Source organism: Burkholderia cepacia (genome assembly GCF_001039005.1).
In the GTDB taxonomy this organism is placed as follows: Bacteria; Pseudomonadota; Gammaproteobacteria; order Burkholderiales; family Burkholderiaceae; genus Burkholderia; species Burkholderia theae.
The window spans coordinates 458,345-476,068 of record NZ_LDWR01000011.1; the positions used below are offsets into that span (position 1 = coordinate 458,345).

At 68.9% G+C, this 17,724-nt stretch carries 7 protein-coding genes; all 7 read right to left on the reverse strand.

Annotated elements, in window-relative coordinates:
- Positions 1 to 18: 18 nt before the first annotated feature.
- Positions 19 to 3,993 carry a cytochrome P450 gene (locus VL15_RS07095; RefSeq protein WP_048244312.1) on the reverse strand — a complete coding sequence of 1,325 codons (3,975 nt, stop codon included), beginning with the start codon at positions 3,991 to 3,993 and terminating at the stop codon, positions 19 to 21.
- On the reverse strand, positions 3,990 to 10,001 hold the full coding sequence (locus VL15_RS07100) for an SDR family oxidoreductase (protein ID WP_048244314.1): 6,012 nt from the start codon (positions 9,999 to 10,001) through the stop codon (positions 3,990 to 3,992). The genes VL15_RS07095 and VL15_RS07100 overlap by 4 nt, the downstream gene beginning before the upstream one ends.
- 76 nt (positions 10,002 to 10,077) lie before the next feature.
- Positions 10,078 to 11,679 (reverse strand): acyltransferase domain-containing protein, encoded by a 1,602-nt coding sequence (locus VL15_RS07105; RefSeq protein WP_080970744.1) that lies wholly within the window; start codon positions 11,677 to 11,679, stop codon positions 10,078 to 10,080.
- Complete coding sequence (locus VL15_RS07110) at positions 11,661 to 13,088, reverse strand: TolC family protein (protein WP_048244317.1); 1,428 nt, start codon at positions 13,086 to 13,088, stop codon at positions 11,661 to 11,663. The genes VL15_RS07105 and VL15_RS07110 overlap by 19 nt, the downstream gene beginning before the upstream one ends.
- 3 nt (positions 13,089 to 13,091) lie before the next feature.
- Positions 13,092 to 15,326 carry a peptidase domain-containing ABC transporter gene (locus VL15_RS07115; protein ID WP_048244318.1) on the reverse strand — a complete coding sequence of 745 codons (2,235 nt, stop codon included), beginning with the start codon at positions 15,324 to 15,326 and terminating at the stop codon, positions 13,092 to 13,094.
- 11 nt (positions 15,327 to 15,337) lie between these two features.
- Positions 15,338 to 16,609: an HlyD family secretion protein gene (locus VL15_RS07120; RefSeq protein ID WP_048244321.1), complete on the reverse strand. Its 1,272-nt coding sequence runs from the start codon at positions 16,607 to 16,609 to the stop codon at positions 15,338 to 15,340.
- A gap of 164 nt (positions 16,610 to 16,773) precedes the next feature.
- On the reverse strand, positions 16,774 to 17,016 hold the full coding sequence (locus tag VL15_RS07125) for a hypothetical protein (RefSeq protein WP_048244323.1): 243 nt from the start codon (positions 17,014 to 17,016) through the stop codon (positions 16,774 to 16,776).
- Positions 17,017 to 17,724: the final 708 nt, after the last annotated feature.

Below are 17,724 nucleotides of genomic sequence, written 5' to 3' on the forward strand. Positions count from 1 at the left end.
TGGACCTCCTCTTCCCGTTCAAAGAACCGACGCCGCGACGGCCTGCGTACCGGTCGCGACGACGAGCGCCGCGCCGCGCAGTTCCGCGATCAGCGCGCCCGCGCGATCGGCGATCGCGAAACGACCGTCCGGACCGCGCAGCAGCATCTCGGCGTCGCCGGCCTGCGCGGCGCCGAACGCGATGCGATCGATACACCATGCGCGCGGCGGCTCGCCGTCGTCCGGCCAGGCGCCGAGCTGCACACGCAGCACGTTTTCCAGGTGATTGACCGGCAGCCACAGCTGCGGACGCGGCGCATCGCCGGCGTCGCCCGGCGCACGCCACAGCGCATCGGGGTCGGCGGCTTTCGCCTGCCCGATCCCGTCGCTCCATCGGGCCTCGGGCAACAAGTCGCCGCGCCAGCTCGCGTGCACGGCCGGCCGGGCCGGATCGTGGCCTGCTTCCCGCGGCAGCCGCACCATCGCGCCGGCGGGCGGCCGGCTGCGGTACACGAACGTCGTATCGAGCAGCGCGCGGCCGGCAAGCGACGCGCACCGCACCGTCACGCGCCAGCCGTCGTCCGTGGTCCCGCCGGTCACGTCGGTGTCGAGCGCGAGATCGCCGTGGCGATCGAGCGCGTCGGCCAGCACGTCGAGCGCGATCGTCACGTCGACGGCTTCGTGCAGGTACGCGCGCTCGCCATCGGGCGGCGCGACCCAGTCGGCCACGACGCGCGCATGCTCGAGCAGCAGCGACGCCGGTACGGCCGCGCGGCCGCCGACGCGGAAGGCGCGCGTATAGGGCGCCCCCGCGGCGCGATAACGCGTCGAGAAGCACGCGAACGGCCGGAATCGCCGCGGCGCACCCGCGTGATGCCGGCGCGTCGCGAGCTCGCCCAGGTTCGGCAAGCCGTCGACGGCGTCGAATCCGCGAAGCTGGATCGGCGTCAGCGCGCGGCCGACCGCACCCATGTACATCGGTTCGCCGCTGCCGGGCGCCGCGAGTTCCGCGAGCCAGTGCCGCACGCCGTCGTCGATGCGCATCGGGCTCACGTAGCGCCGCGTGACGGCGAGGTTCGTGATCATCCCGACGCCGTCCCACGTCGGCCACACGAGCGTCTTCACGATACGGCCGCCCGCGTCGCGCCGCGCCCACCAGCCGAGCCGCGCGAGCGCCTCGTTCGCGGCCGCATAGTCGGTCTCGCCCGTCATGCCGCCCCAGCGGCCGGTCAGCGACCCGACGTTGATGAAGTATTCGACGCGCGGCCGGTTGCGTACCGCCGCGTGAAGATTCATGAAACCGAGCACCTTCACGCGCACGGTGCCGACGAATTCGTCGGCCGTCTTGCGCGACAGCCGCACCGGCTGGTCGATCCCGGCGTTGTGGATCACGCCGCGCAGCCGCTCGCCGAATTCGTCGCAGAGCGCGCGCACCGCTTCCGCATCGGTCACGTCGCATACGCGGTAGCGCACCGACAGGCCGAGCGCCGCCGCCGCATCGAGCGACGCCTTCAGTTCGCGGCGTCGTTCGAGCTGCCGCAGCGTGTGCCGGATCGCCTTCGGCGGCCGTTCCTGGGTGGCCTGACGCAACTGGTCGAGCCCGTAGCGCTTGAAGCCGGCGGCGTCGAGCGCGAGCCACGGCTCGTCGCCGGCCGGCAGCGCATCGCGCCCGGTGACGACCACCGTGCAGCGACGGCGCTTCGCGATCTCGCACGCGGCCAGGAAGCCGATGCCGCGCGCGCCGCCCGAAAACAGCACGACGTCGTCGGGCCTCCAGTCGGGCGCCGCATCGGCCGGCAGATCGTCGCGGGTCGCGACGAGCGTATGGCGGCGTCCGCCGCGATGGCCGACCTCGAAGCGCCCCCACCGATACAGCTCGCGGGCGATCAGCCCGTCGACGCGGCCCGTTTCGTCGGGCGCGATGTCGAGCACGCGCACGTTGCAGTTCGGCAATTCCTGCGGCAGCGTCTTCGCGAGCCCGGCCCACAGTCCGCCGAGCGGCTGCACGAGCGCGTCGTCGCCGTATCCCATCAAGCCGTCCTGCCAGGTAAGCGCCAGATAGAACAGCCGCGACGTCGATTCCTCCTGCAACCAGTCGCCGTAGCACGCCTGCAGCAACGCGACCGTGCGGCGCAGCGGCACTTCCCACTGATCGCGTACGTCGATCGAGAACGGTGCTTCGACGCCGAGATCGACGATCCCGTCGAACGGCCCCGACTGCGCGACGAACGTGCTCGCGGCCGTCGCGTAATCGGCGCCGTCGGCCGGCATGAACACGCTCGCCTTCGCGCATGCGCGCGTGAGCGCCGCCACCACACGCTCGACCGTGCGGCCAAGGCCGTTGACGATCGCGATCCGCTTGCCGCTCAGTTCCGCCGCCGGCACATCGGGCAGCGGCTCGATCCCGACCGGCCGCCACGTGAAGCGGTGCGTCGGCGCGTCGTCCGAGCCCGGCCGCGCCTCGGGCGCACCCGCGTCGTGCTGCAGGAAGGCCAGCACGCCGGCTGACAGCGTGGGACCGACGGAATGATCGGGTGCAGGCGGCGCCTCGTCCGCCGGTCGTGCGCCATCGATTGCCGGTGCCTGCGTGCCCGTGACCGGACCCACCGGCATGCGCGATGCCGGCGCGCTGGCCTCGAGCCCGGCACGCCCCGTGCGCGCCGGCTCGCGCGCTCGCGCCTTCGCGATCAGTTGAATCCCGTCGCGCGGGCGCAGCGAGATCGTCGCACCAGTGTCGAGCGAGCGGCCGGGCACCGCGCTCAGATCGACGTGCTGCGCGACGACCGCGATCAACACGCGCATCTGCAACAACGCGGTCTGGTAGCCGATGCATTTGCGCATCCCGCCGCCGAACGGAAAGTACGCGTACTTGTGGCGCACCGGCGCGTGCGATCCGAAGTTCTCCGGATCGAATGCGTCCGGGTTGGCCCACAGCGCCGGATGGCGATGCGTGACGTACGGCGACATGAACACCGACGAGCCCGCCGGCAGGTGATAACCGCCGATTTCGTCGTCGTCGACCAGATCGCGCGTGAAGCCCCAGATCGGCGGATAGAGACGCAGGATCTCGTCGACGGTCTGCACCAGATACGGCAGGCGTTCGATGTCGCCCGCATCCGGCGCGCGGCCGCCGAGCACCGCGTCGAGTTCCTCGCGCAGCCGGCGCAGTACGCCCGGGTGCTGCGCGAGCGCATACAGCCCCCACGCCATCCCGCTGCCGGTGGTTTCGTGGCCGGCGAGAAACACCGTCATCACCTCGTCGTGCACTTCGCGCTCGGTCAGCGGCGCGCCCGTGTCCGGGTCGCGCGCGGCGAGCAGCAGCGAAATCACGTCGCTCGTTTCGCAGCGCCCCGCGCGATGCTCCGCGACGATCGCGTCGACGATCGCATCGATCCCGCGGCGCGCGCGCGCGATCCGGCGATTGAACGGCGTCGGCATCCAGCGCGGCACGAAATCGTTCATGTTGCCTTGCGGCATCATCGCCTCGATGCCGAAGCGCACGGCCGGCCCGACGTCGTCCGCATGCCGCGAGATGTCCGCGTTGAACAGCATGAGCCCGAGCATGCGCAGGCTCACGCGCATCATTTCCTCGACGACGTCGAACGGCGCGTGCGCCGGCCGTTTCAGCCAGCGCTCGACGAGCGCGAGCGCCGCGTCGCCGACGGCGGTCGTGTGCGACTCCACCTGCTTGCGGTGAAAGAGCGGCTGCACCACGCGCCGGTGACGCCGCCAGAATTCGCCGTCGGTCGTCAGCAGCCCGTCGCCGAAGAACATCTTGAAGTTGTCGTAGAAGCGGCCGCGCACGTAGTTGCGGTGATTGTCCTGCAGCACGTGCTGGATGCCGTCCGGATGCGCGAGCGCATGCGTGAGGAACGGGCCGAGGCGATTGCGCGCGACGTCGCCGTACTGCTGCTGCAGCTTCAGCAGCATCGTGACCGGATTGCGCTTGTACGCCGCGAGATTGCCCATCACGACACTGCCGCGCGGGCCGGGTGCGAGTCGCTTCGTGCTCATGCGGACACCTGTTCGGAGGGCGCGCGCGCGGCCAGTTGCGCGTCGATCTCGCCGCGTGCGGCGAACGCACCGGTCACGCGGTGCACGTAGCCGATCACGATGCCCGTCACGTCGCGCATCTGCATCAGGATCCGGCCGTCCGGGCGCACCGCGACGAACCGGTTGCCGCTGCTGGCCGGCCCTTCGAGCGCGAACGCGCGCGGCGTCACGCGCAGCGCGATCGACGCGTGGCGGCTCGACAGTTCGCAGTCGTTCCCGGCTTCGTACAGGTCGATTCGGCCGATCGACATCGGCGCCGCAAGCGGGATGTAGTCGCCGGCGACATGGTCGAGCGCGGCCACGCGCGCCAGCCCGTCGAGCAGGATGCTCGGTACCACGAAGCGCGAGAACACCGGGTCGCCGTCGGGCACGTTCAGCCGGAAACGCGCCTGCTTGCCCGCATCGCTCATGCCGGTGTCGGTCGTCGACACGAACATGCCGGTCAGCCGCACCGGTGCCGCGTCGAAGTGATACGGATCGGCGACGGGCGTAAACGTGCCGCCCGCCGGTTCGCTCCACACCGGCGCCGGCGCATACGCATCGGCCAGGCGAACGGTGATCTCGAAGTGCGGCTTGTCGCGCACGAGCACCTGCCCGCCCGGCGCCAGCACGTCGCCGGAGATCCGCACGCGCACCAGCACGGCGTCGCCGTCGCGCGACGCGATCCGCGCATGGATGCGCTTCACGCTCGGGCGCTTCGCGTCGTAGACGCGCAGGAAGTGCAGGAATGCCGCGTCCGCGAAGCCGACGACCTTGAGCCCCGGCACGAGCCGCAGCGCCGCCTCGGCGGCCACTTCCGGCACGAACGTTCCGGGTAACGTCGGGAAGCCGTTGACGACGTGATGTTGCAGATACGCGTCGCGTTCGAGATCGAACACGCGCTCGAAGGTCACGCTGTCGTCGGTGCGCGCGAGCTCCGCGCCTAGATAGAAATCGGGATCACGCGAAGCGGCGGCGGAAGCCGGCGCCGCTTCGTCCAGGTCGAAATAGCCGGGCAGATGCGTTTCGATCGCGCGCCGCTCGGCCTCGCCGAGATGCACGGACATCGCCGCGCGCTCGCCGAGACCGAGTTCGCGCATGAAGTGATGTTGCCCCTCCGCGGTGCGCATGCTCGTAAACAAGCCGCTCTTCTCGAGAAACGCGCGCGTGACCGGGTTCGCGCCGAGCCCGACCGAGCGCCACAGCGTCCACCCGATCGTGAATTCGTCGTGACCGAGCGCCGCGCGGTGATACGACGCCTGCGTGTTCAGGAAATCGTTACCCGACGCGTAGTCGGTTTCCCCCGCCTGCCCGGTCAGGCCGATGAACGAGCCGAAGTTGCACCACAGCCGCGGTTGCCGCGTGCCGAACGCGTCGCGCAGGTTCCAGTAGCCGCGCACCTTGATGTCGCGCACCGCGACGAAATCGTCCAGCGACTTCACGAGCACCGACGCCGAGCGATTCAGCCCGGCCGCGTTGACCAGCAGGTCGACCCGCCGCTCGCGCGCGAGAATCGTGTCGATGGCCGTGCGCACGCTGTCGGCGTCGAGTACGTCGGCGCGCAGGTACGTGACGCGATGCGCGCCACAGAACGCGCGCATCGCCTCGATGTTCATGCACGCGGTGCGCGCGTCGGCGCGGCGCTCGAACGCACGGATGATCGCGGGCAACGGCCGCTCCGGATGCAGCGCCTTCTGCTGGCGGATGTAGTCGGGACGACTCTTCGCGAACGCTTCGTCGTCGAGCGCGAGGAGTTCCGCATCGACCGCGTCGAGCGCGCTGCTGCCGATCAGGTACAGCGTCGGACGCACGTGCGCGGCCAGCGTCTTCATCAGTTCGCCGGTGATTCCGCGCGCGCCGCCGACCGCGACGACGACCGCATCCGGGCCGAGCGACAAGCGCTCGTCCGCGCGCAGTTCGCCCGCGTCCTCGATCACGCGCGGCGTGCGGCGACGGCCGGCGCCCAGCGCAACGACCGGCAGCCAGTGCCGCGCGGCGCTTTCGCGCTCGGCGTCGCGCAGCGCGTCGGGCAGCGCGCGCGCGTCGGTCAGCACCGCGATCGGGCGCGCCTCCGGCATCTCGATCGCGAGCGCCTTCACGAGCCCCGTGAACAACCCCGCATCCGGATGCGGAACCTCGCCCGCGAGCGCGTCGAGCAGCAACGCGACGAAGGTGCCGTCGCGCTTGAGCGCGCCGTGCCAGCGCTTGGTCGCGAGGAACGCCAGGTCGTGCAGCGCGAGCCGCGCGGGCGTGGCCGGCGCCGCGACGCCGGGCGCAAGCGTGCCCGCGTCGAGCGACGTCAGCACGCGCACGTGGCCGATGTCGTCGGGCAATCCGTCGAGCGCCGCTTCGTCGATCCGCTCGATCCAGTGCCAGCCTGGCCGGCGCGCGGCGAACGGCCGCGTCGACAGCACCACGCAGCCGGGTCCCGGATCGGCCTGCGCGGCCAGTGCATCCGGCATGTCGGTGACGATCACGCAGCGCGGCGCGACGAACGGGGTCGGCTGACCCGCGGGCCGCCACGACGCGTCGCGCCATTCGATCCGGTAGCGCGCGACGCCGAGCGGCTCGCCGTCGGCCGCGACGCCGGTCCGGCGCAGCGTGCCGGGCAGCAAGGTCCCGAGTGCGGCGGGTTCCGCTGACGCGGCGGCCGGCGCCGCCGCATTCGCGGACTGCGTTGGCGCGGCCGTGCGTTGCGGCTCATGCGGCGCGGCTTGCGCGTCCATGCCTTCGCATGCGACGTGCAGCGCGTAGCGTGCGCGATCGCCGCCGCCGTCGCGCGTGAGCGTCGTGCCGGGCGTACGCGCGACGATCGCGCGCAGCACGTCGATCGCCGAATCGGCACCTGCATAGGTGACCGCGCGGCCCGTCGCGTCGCACGGCGCGGCCGGCTCGACGCCCGCTCGCGCATCGCCGCCGCCGACCACCGCGAGCACGGGCAGCCCTTCGGCCTGCGCGCGCCGTACCGTCGTCACCGCGAACAGCACGATGCCCTCCGCGAGCGGCAGCCCGAATGCCGGGCGCACTTCCTCCGCCGAGTTGCCGTTGATCCCGCCGACGATCGCCATGTCAAGCTCGCCGCTGCACAGGAAGCGCTCGGCCGCCTCGAACGCGGCCAGCGTCGACGCGTGGCCAGCATCGATCGTCATGTTCATTCCGTGCAGGTCGTGATAGTTCGCGACGCGCGCCGGAATCACGTTCGGCATCATCCCCGGAAACGAATTCTCGGTCGTCGGCGCGATGAGCTGCTTCGTCGCATCGCGCAAGCCGCCCAGCAGGCGTTCGGTCGCCGCGCGCTCGTCCGGCCGCGTCGCGTCGAGCACCGCGGCGGCGATGTCGTCGAGATAGCAGCGGCTCGCGTAGAGCGCCGCGTTGCGCGTCGGTCCCATGTGGCCCATCACGAGCCCGATCGTGTCCGCGTGCTCGCGCCAGAACGCGCCGAGGTGTTCGCGCAGATCGTGCGCGGCGTCGAGCGCCATCAGCTGACAGCGATCGAGCGCGCGCAGCACCGCCGGCGGCATCTTCACGCGCGCGAAGCTCGGCAGCGGATAGCCGACGCCGAAACTCGCGTCGGGCGCGCGCCCTTCGCCGCGCAGCCACGCGGCGACCTGCGCGTCGCCGTCGAGGCCCGGAAATCTGGAAGACCAGCCGACGATCGCGAGCGGTTCGCTTTTGAACCGGCCGCTCGCGCGACCGGCAGGCAGATCCGCGCGATATTCCGACACGATCAGGTGACCGTTGGTCCCGCCGAAGCCGAAACCCGACACCGCCGCGATGCGCGCCGACTCCTGCCGGAGCGGCCACGACACCGGTGCGACCGGAATCCGCAGGTTCGTGCCGGCCATGTCGAATTCCGGCGGCGGCTCGCTGAAGCGGTGCTGCGGCGGAATCACCTGATGCCGCAACCCGAGCAGCACCTGGATCACCGACACGACGCCGGCGGCCCAGCCCGTATGACCGACCAGCGATTTGTTCGACGTCACCTGCACCGTGCGATCGCGCCGGATCGCGTCGCGCAGGCTCTGGAATTCGGCGAGATCGCCGGCCGGCGTGCCAGTTGCGTGCGCAACGACCCAGTCGACGTCGGCCGGCACCGTCGCGGTCCGCGCATACGCGCGATCGATCGCGATGCGCTGGCCGGCCGAATTCGGTGCGTAGATCGCCTTGCCCTTGCCGTCGGACGACGAGCCGAACGATTTCAGCACGCCGAGAATGCGGTCGCCGTCCGCGCGCGCCCGCTTCAGGCGCTTCAGGATCACGACGCCCGCGCCATCCGCGAACAGCACGCCGTCGCAGTCGCGATCGAGCGGCCGCACCTCGCCGCTGCGCGACAGGCCGTGCAGCTTCGAGAACAGGATCGAGCCGCGCGGCGCGAGCGCGAACGCGCCGCCGCACGCCACGACGTCCTGTTTGCCGAGCAGCAGCGCCTTGATCCCGAGATCGATCGAATACAGCGACGACGAACAGGCGGTATCGACCATCATGCATTGCGCGTCGTCCGGCAGCACGCCCTTCATCGCGTTCAGCCCGACACGATGCGGAAAGAACGATGCGAGATCGCCGGCGCCGCGCGCATAGCGTGCGCTCAGCACCGCGTCGATCGCCGCCACGCGGCGCGTGCGCTCGGCCGCGTCGACGCCCGCGTCGATCAGCACCGCGTTCAGGCGCTCGCGCGCGGCGGCCAGCACCATACCCTCTTCGAGGTGCTGGCTGCCATCCGCCGTGTAGCCGACGAGAAACGCAACGCGATCGGCGTCGCGCAGCGTCACGCCGTCGAGCGACTGGCACAGCGCGTGACGCAGCCACAGCGTCGTCAGTTCGCGCGGCGCGGTGCCCGCGTCGAGTTCGGCGCGCACCGCCGGACACGGTTCGAAATGCTCGATGAAAACGGAACGCGACTGATAGCTCTTGTCTTCCGCCGACGTGTCGGGCGAATAGAACGAGCGGTAGTCCCAGCGATCCGGCGGCACGTTGCCGAACAGTTCGGGGCCGTCCAGCAGCGCGCGCCAAAACGCGTCCGGATCGCTCGCGCCAGGCAATGCGAGCCCCATGCCGACCACGGCGATGTCGTCGCTGTCCGACAGGCCGTCCGCCAACGCCTCGGCGTGTTCGGCTCCGTGTGGTGCCGCCTGCGCCGTCGACGCCATCGCGGCGGCGGGTTGCGCCGCATCGGCCGCGCCATCGCCATGCGTCGACGTCGCCCACTCGGCGCGCGGCGACAACCCCTCGCTGCACAGCGACAACCCGCCGTCGGCAACGACCACCTGCCCGGTGATCCAGCGCGCCGCGTCCGATGCGAGAAACACCACGAGATCGGCCAGATCCTCGGCGCGCGCGAGCCGCTTCAGCGGCGTCGCCGCGATGCTCGAACGCTTGGTGTTTTCCGGGTCCGGAAACTGCGCGGCGACGTCGCCGTCGATCAGCGTCGACGACGCGCCGTTCACGCGAATGTCGCGACCCGCGTACTCGACCGCGAGATAGCGCGTCAGCGATTCGAGCGCCGCCTTCGCGGTGCCGACGACCAGATAGTTCGCCGGCACCAGCGTCGCGCCGACCGACGACACGTTGACGATCGCACCGCCGCCCGAGCGCGCCATCAACGCCGCGGCGCGGCGCGCGCACCAGAACGCGCCCTTCAGGTTCGTGTCGAGCGCGCGATCGAAATGTTCGGCGCCGATCTCGTCGACGCCGAGCAGCGCACCGGACGCCGCATTGTTGACGAGCACGTCGAGCTGGCCGTAGCGCCGTTCGATCTCGTCGAACATCCGGTCGACCTGCGCCTGCTGCGCGACCGACGCGCGGATCACGTCGACGGTCGCGCCGAGCGCGCGCAGTTCCTCGGCCGTCTCCTTCGACGCGTCGAGCGAGTGGAAGAAATTCAGGATCACGTGCGCGCCCTGCTCGGCGAATCGCCTGCAGATCGCCTTGCCCACGTTTTTCGCACCGCCCGTCACGAGAACGAGCTTGCCGCGCATGCTGGTATTCGACATGGATCGCCTGCCTATCGAGAACTTGTCATGACCGGGCAGGGCCCCCCCTGCCGACCAACGCTTCGGCCAATGGCCGTCAAACGACCGCCTTCCCCTGGTTCTCGTAGACGAAATCGACGATCTGCCCCATCGCCTTGAAATCGCCGCTGCGGAAATTCGCGGGCAGCGGCGGCAGCGCGTAGCGCGCGGTGATGCGCTGAATGATCTCGGTCTGCTTGACCGAGTCGATGCCGAGTTCGGCTTCGAGCTCGATTGTTTCGGAGAACACCTCGGCCGGATATTCCATCGCTTCCGCGTAGATATCGACGAGCTCCGAGAACAGTCGCTCGCGCGGTACGTGCGCGGGTTTCGCGGCCACCGCCGCGAGCGGCTCGTGGGGCGCCGCCGGCGCCGGCACGGCCGTCAGCGCCGGCGCAGCCACGGCCGCAAGACGCGGCGCGGGCGCGCTGACCGGCTGCTCCGATGCGAATGCGGCGGCGATCGACGTGGCATTCGGCGCGGCGCTCGCCGGCGTCGTGCCCGCCGCATCGAACGCGTGACGCAGTTCGCCCTTGAGCCAGTCGACGATGTGCGGTCCGCGCGCATGCCAGAACGCGTCGAAACCGAAGCCGGTATTGCCGATGCGAATATCGTCCTTCATGATGCTGTTCTCCTGGAAATAACGGGTGATCGTCGTGACGACGCTGGTTTCCTCTGTCGCGTTCGACGGGCCGCCGAACGTCCTGACCGTGCCGGGCCCGGCGATGCGCACGACGATTCGCGCCAGCGCGTTGAGCCCGCCGCATTCGACATAGCGCCCGATGCCGTCGGCGCACGCGGCGCGAATCGCATCGGCGAATCGCACCGGCAGCACGAAGTGCGACGCGAGGCGTGCGCCCGGATCGTCGGCCCCGCTGTAGCGGCGGCCGAGGATCGGCGAATACACCGGAATCGCAAGCGTGCCGTGGCGATACGCGGCAAGGCGCACGGCGAACTGTTCGCGCGCGCCGGCCAGATCGGGGTGATGAAATCCATAGGGGGACCTGATCGTCTGCGCGGTCGTGCCGCGCGCGGCACACGCCGCGACGAAGCGTTCCAGCTCATCGCGCGGGCCGGACACGACGGTCTGCGACGCGTGGTTCTCGACCGCGACGCACACGTTGCGCACCGCATGCGTCACGACGCTCGCATCGATCAGCTCGCGCGTCGCGTCGGCGCCCGCGGAAATCGCGGCCATCATCCCGTCGGCCGGCGCCGCCGCCCGCAACGACGCGATCCGGTCGCAGACGATCCGCGCGCCCTGCTCGATCGAGTACATGCCGCCGCACACCAGCGCCGCGATCTCGCCGAAGCTGTGCCCGATCAACACATCGGGCACGACGCCGCGCGCATGCAGCACGCCGAACATCCCGACCGACGCGCCGAAGATCCCGAGCTGCAGCAGATCGGGCGCTTCGCGCAGCCACGTGTCGAGCCCGGCATCGTCGCGCCACAGCGCGCCGGTCAGCGGGCGGCCGAGCCGCTCGCTCGCGACCGCGTCGATCGTGTCGAGCGTCTGCCGCACGCTTCGATGGTCGCGGCCAAGTTGCCGCAATGCGCCCGCATAGAACGCCCCCTGTCCCGGGAACAGGAACGCGCAGCCGCGCTGCCGCGCGTCGCCCGCGTCCGGCCCGGCGCCGCTCAACCTGCGTCGTTCCATAATCCCAACCTCCCAAGGCTTTCGGCCAGCTTCAGTCTCGCGATCCGCCACTTCGACACCGCGAGCACGCGCTGCCGGCGTGCGTCCGCAAGCGCCGACTGCGCGTTCAGCAGTTCCGTGAACGTGCCGACGCCGGCCTTGTAACGGCCGCGCGCGATGTCGAGCGAATGCAGCGCGGTGTCGAGCAGATGCCGCGAGTTGTCCAGGTTCGTCGTATCGGTCTGCAGGCTCTGGTAGCTCTTCCACACGTCGAGCGACACCTTGAGTTCGGTGTTGCGCACGTCGGCTTCCTGCGCGTCCGCCTGCGCCTTCGCCTCGGCGACGCGGTAGCCGGATGCGAACCCTTCGAACAGCGGAATCGAGATCTGGATGCCGATCGAATTGCTGTGACTGCTCTGCAACTGGAACAGCGACGCCTGCTGCTGGTACGACGGGTTGTTGCGCGCGAGGCTGCCCATCAGCGAAATCGTCGGCAGCGACTGGGCGCGCACCGCGCGAATCTGTTCGCGCGCTGCTTCGAGCTTCTCGCGCGCGGCGATCAGCTTCGGGTGATGGCGCTTCGCTTCGGCGATCAGGTCGGCGACGCCGCGCGTGAAGTCGTCGCGATCGGGCGACGGTTCCGCATCGGCGATCCGCAGCGGCGTGTCGGCGTCGGCGCCCAGCGTCGTCGCGAGCGTTCCGATTGCGTTCTGCAGGTCGCCCTCGGCGCTGACGCGATCGAGCAACGCCTTGCGATACGTGGTCTGCGCCTGCAATGCATCGCTCAGCGTGCCCGCGCCGCCGTCGTGCCGCGCGCTCGCCTCGGCCAGGCTTTCCTGCGCCGCATGTTCGACCGCCTGCGCCGCATCGAGCGCCGCCTGCGCGTCGCGCAACCCGTAAAACGCCTGCGCGGCATCGTAGAAGACGCTCTGCAACGCGTCGTCGTGGGCCGCGTTGGCGGCGCGCAGCAGCGCGCGCGCACGGTCGAGATTCGCGCCGCGCTTGCCGAAATCGAACAGCACCCAGCTCAGGTTGAGCATGCCGTAGCGGCTGGTGCTGCGCTGATCCTGCGAGAAGCCGCCGCTGTAGGCGGTCGTCACGTTGTCGCGCTCGATGCCCGCCGTCGCATTCAGCGTCGGCCAGTACGCGGCCTTCGACACGCCGACCTCGGCCGCCGCCGCACGCGCATCCGACCACGTGCGGCTCAACTGCGGATGCGAGCAGATCGCCAGCAGGATCGCGTCCTCGAGCGCCAGCGGACGGTCGTCGGCATGCGGCGCGCCGCATGCGGTGGCCGACGCCATCGATGCCGCCGGCGTCGCCGCGACTTCATTGCGCGTTCCATACACGTCGAGCATCTGCGCGCACGCCGGCGGCGCGGATGCCGCGAGCGCGACGATGGCCAGCACGGTGGCAAGTCGGCGCTTCATCGCTCAATGCCCCGCGACCGGCACGGCCGAGCCCGCGTCGTGCGTTGCCGCCGGCACCGCGCCCTGCGGCGCGGCGGACGCACCGGCGGACGACCTGGCCGCCGCGGCCGCGCGCATCGCCGCGGTCGACTGGTCGAGCGCGACCTTGCCGCCCTGCAGCATGATGACGCGCTGCGCCGACGCGATCGTCTCCGGCCGGTGCGCGACGATCAGCCGCGTCATCGCGAGCTGCGTGACGGCCGCGTTGACCTGCATCTCGCGCTGCACGTCGAGATGGCTCGTCGCCTCGTCGAGCACGAGAATGCCCGGCCGCTTGTACAGCGCGCGCGCCAGCAGCACACGCTGCTTCTGGCCGCCGGACAGCACAGTGCCCATGTCGCCGACGAGCGTGTTGTAGCCCATCGGCATCGCGGCGATGTCGTCATGCACGGCCGCGACCCGCGCGCATTCGGCGACCCACCGCGGGTCCGCGTCCGGATCGAAGAAGCTGATGTTGTCGGCGATCGAGCCCGCGAACAGCACGTCGTCCTGCAGCACCGTGCCGACCCGCGCGCGCAGCCGCTCGATGCCGAGCCGGCCGACGTCGAGACCGCCGATCCGCACGGTGCCGCCCGTCGGCTCGTGAATGCCGAGCAGCACGCTGATCAGCGTCGTCTTGCCGCAACCCGACGGCCCGACGATCGCGACCGACTCGCCCGCCGCGATCTTCGCGCTCACGCCGTCCAGCACGAGCGGCTCGCCGTCCGCATAGCGGAACGACAGCGCGTCGATCTCGATGCTCGCGTCGAGCGCATCCGCTTCGCCCGGCACGTTGCGCAGGCTCACGCCGGGTTCCGCTTCCGCGAACACGATGTCGGCCAGCCGCTCGCCCTGGAGCTGCAGCATCTTGACTTCGAAGTACTTGTCGATCAGGCTGCCGACCCGGCTGTCGAACTGGTTCTTGTATGCGTTGAATGCCATCAGCACGCCGACCGTGAACTGGCCGTCCATCACCATCCGCGCGCCGAGCCAGATGATCAGCACGTTCTCGATGCCGAACAGCAGGCCGTTGAGCTGTTGATAGAAGATCTGCAGCTTCTGCACATGCAGGCCGGCATTGACCTGTTCGACCAGCAGCGTGATCCAGCTCGCGCGGCGCTCCGTCTGGCGGTTGAACAACTTGATCGTCTTCACCCCGCGCACCGTCTCCAGGAAATGGCTCTGCTGCTTGGCCGCGTGCACGATCTGATCCTCGGTCGCGCGGCGCAGCGGGCCGTACCACAGCCACCGGACGAGCGCGTACAACGCCATCGTCGCCAGCGCGACGCATCCGAGCACGCGGCTGTACACGAACATCATCGCGAGCGTGACGATCGTCATCAACCCGTCGATCACCGCGCCGAGAAACGATGTGGTCAGCGTCTGCTGGATCGTGTCGATCGAGCCGAAGCGCGACACGACGTCGCCGAGATGGCGCCGCTCGTAATAGCGCACCGGCAGGCTCAGCAGGTGCGTGAACACGTTCGCGCGCCACTGGATGTTCAGCGTGACGCCGACAACCATCAGCGCCCATGCGCGAATCGTGCCGGTTGCCTGCTGCATCAGCAGCAGCAGGCCGAACCCGAGCGCCAGTACCGTCAGCAGGTCGCGATCGGCACTGACGATCACTTCGTCGATCACCCACTGCAGGAAGAACGGCTGCACGAGCATGAAGACTTCCAGTGCGATGGCCAGCACCAGGATCTGCGCGAGCGAGCGCGACAGCCCCGACACCGGGCCCAGCAGTTCGCGCAGCCTGACTGCCGGGCGCGCCGCGCGCGGCGCGAACCCGGAGGCCGGCCACAGCTCGAGCGCGACGCCGGTGAACGCGCGCGAAATTTCGGCGAGCGGCACCTTGCGGATACCGTGCGACGGATCGTGAATCGTCGCGGTCTTGCCGTTCACCTCCTTCAGTACGACGAAGTGGTTGAAATTCCAGTGCAGCAGGCACGGCAGGCGCAACTGGCCGAGCTGCGCCATGTCGAGCTTCACCGCGCGCGTGCCGAGCGCGAGGCACTGCGCGACCTCGATCACGCGCCCGAGGCCCGCGCCCTTCAGCGAGACGGGAAATTGCCCGCGCAGCGTCGCGAGATCGACATGGTGGCCGTGAAAACCCGCCACCATCGCGAGACATGCGAGCCCGCATTCGGCCGCTTCGGTCTGCAGGATCATCGGAAGCCTGGGGCCCAGGCCGAACGACAGTCGATCGAGTAATGCCATGCGCGACCTCGTCAGAGTTTGCCGGTCAGGCTGTAAAGCGGCTCGAGCACCCATTCGTACAGGCGCCTGCGTTCCTGCAGGATGTCCGCCTGAAGCGTCATGCCTGCCTGCAACGGTTGCTGCGCGCCGTACGCGGTGACGTGCTGCGCGTCGAGGGCGACCATCACACGGTAGAAGGTCGCGTCGCGGCCCTCGCCCGACGTCGCCGCCGGGCCGCCGTCGTTCGCGAGTTCGGCCGCCGACAGCGCCGTGCGCGCGATCGACACGACCGTGGCCCGGTACTGGCCGAATTTCTGATAGGGGAATGCCTGATAGCGGACCAGCACCGGCTCGCCGACCCGCACGAAACCGATCGCCGTGCTCGGCACGAACAGGTGCGCCTGCCAGCGCGCGCCGCCCGGCACGACGCTCGCGAGCGGCCGCGACGTATCGACCGACTGGCCGACGTCCGCGATTGCGGCCGTGACGATGCCCGCCTCCGGCGCGGTGACGACGATCCGGCGCTTCGCCTCGCTTTCGATCAGGTTCTGGTCGACGTCGATCACGTTGCGGTCGATCTGCGCCAGCTGGTTCTGCTGCTTGAAGCCGAGCCCCGACAGTTCGTTGCTCGCCTCGGTGAGCGACTGGAGCGTCGATGCACGGTCGCGCAGCAGCCCGTTCAGCTTCGACTGCTGGTCGAGCAGGTCGGCCTCGCGCTGCTGCGCCTGGTCCTTCGAGATGTAATCCTGCGCCAGCAGGCCGCGATAGCGCGTTGCGCCGTCGGCCGCGATCGACGTGCGCAGCCGCTGGGCCGCGAGCTGGTCGTCGATTTGCGCGAGCGCGCCTTTCAGGTTCACGATCTTCGCGCGCAGCGTGTCGCGCTCGTCCTGCTGGAGGCTGCGGGTCTTGTCCATTTCCGCGAGCAGCGACGCCTTGCGCTGCCGCGCCTGCGCGATCACCCCGGCCTGCGTCGCGCCTTGCGCCGCGCTTTGCAAGTCGGTCGACACCGTATAGAGCGTCTGTCCACGCGCCACGCGCTGCCCTTCCTTCACGTCGCGCTCGACGACGATGCCCGACTGCAATGCATAGACCTTGACCAGCCCCGCATCCGGCATCACCACGCCGGAGACCGTCGTGCGCCGCGTATACGTACCGAACGTGAAGAACAACACCACGCAGGCGGCCATGACCATCGCGACGACCGTCAGCAGCGTCATGGACATGGGGTGCACCAGCACGATATCGCCCAGCACCCGCATACGCCGGGCCTGTGCCGCTTCAGAACGAAAGAGACCGAACTCCATTTCCACCAACGTGTCGCCCAATATCGGTATCTGCGTCCATTCCGCGCTCACGCGGCGGAACAGGCAAAAGCGATCCGGTATGCAAAGAAGACCCGCGCATACCGGATCGTCAGTTCCATCATCAGGAAACGCGGCAACTACCGCGTCGCCTCAACGCGGACAACTCAGTACTTCGGGCCGCCGAAAAGGCCGTCCAGCAGGTTCACCGCGGCGGTCGTGATCGTCTCGCCGATGTTGTATGCCTGCTTGACCGGTGCGGCGAGGATCCCGAACGTCAGCGCATTGCCGATGCTCTCCGCGGTGCTGCCGCCCCATTCGATGATGTTGCCCAACGCCGACGGGATGCCCGGGCCGCTGTAGTAGCCGCCGGAAACTTGGGCGATTTCCTGTTGATTCAGTTCTTGCATTGCTTTTCTCCAGATTGAGAATGCTAGATAACCCATCTAGCGAGGCATCGAACCGCGTCGCACCCGCGACGCAGGTCAATCACATTAATAACTTAAGCTTCGTCGAACAGGATTACATCGATTCGCCATGCGCCACCAATCCATTCATTAAATTGGCTCACGACATCTATTTCAATGAAATATATGAATATATTTAGTAAAAATACTACAGACATCGATCAGGATTCGACAAAAAACATTCGCCGATACATAGTCAACCCTCGCGATGCTGGACCTCCGACTCAGCGTCCCGCAGCTGAAGATGTGCGAATGCCACTGCACGCGGGCGTTCCGACGCCCTGCCCGCCATCAAGCAGAAGGGATATTCACCGGGCAATTGATCGGCAATACATTTAAACCAGATGCCGACCACCGATTTAACCAAACATGACAAAACAACCGCTCGTCATCAGATGCTCCACATCAATATTTTTACGCACTGAATTCGACGAGCCAATCATCTGACACTTTCGCGCCCCTCTTTGTACGATACCGCACCATCGGGCAAACCCGTACTCCGAGGCCAATTGATGCTGTTTTTACGAGGAATGCGTTACTTGAAGTCGGCGATTGAATTCTCGCAGTTGATTCCGGGCAGCGGCCGTCCTCACTGGACGGTCCCGGTGAAACCAATCGAATTCACGTGTAAATAAAACGTATGAATCGGCT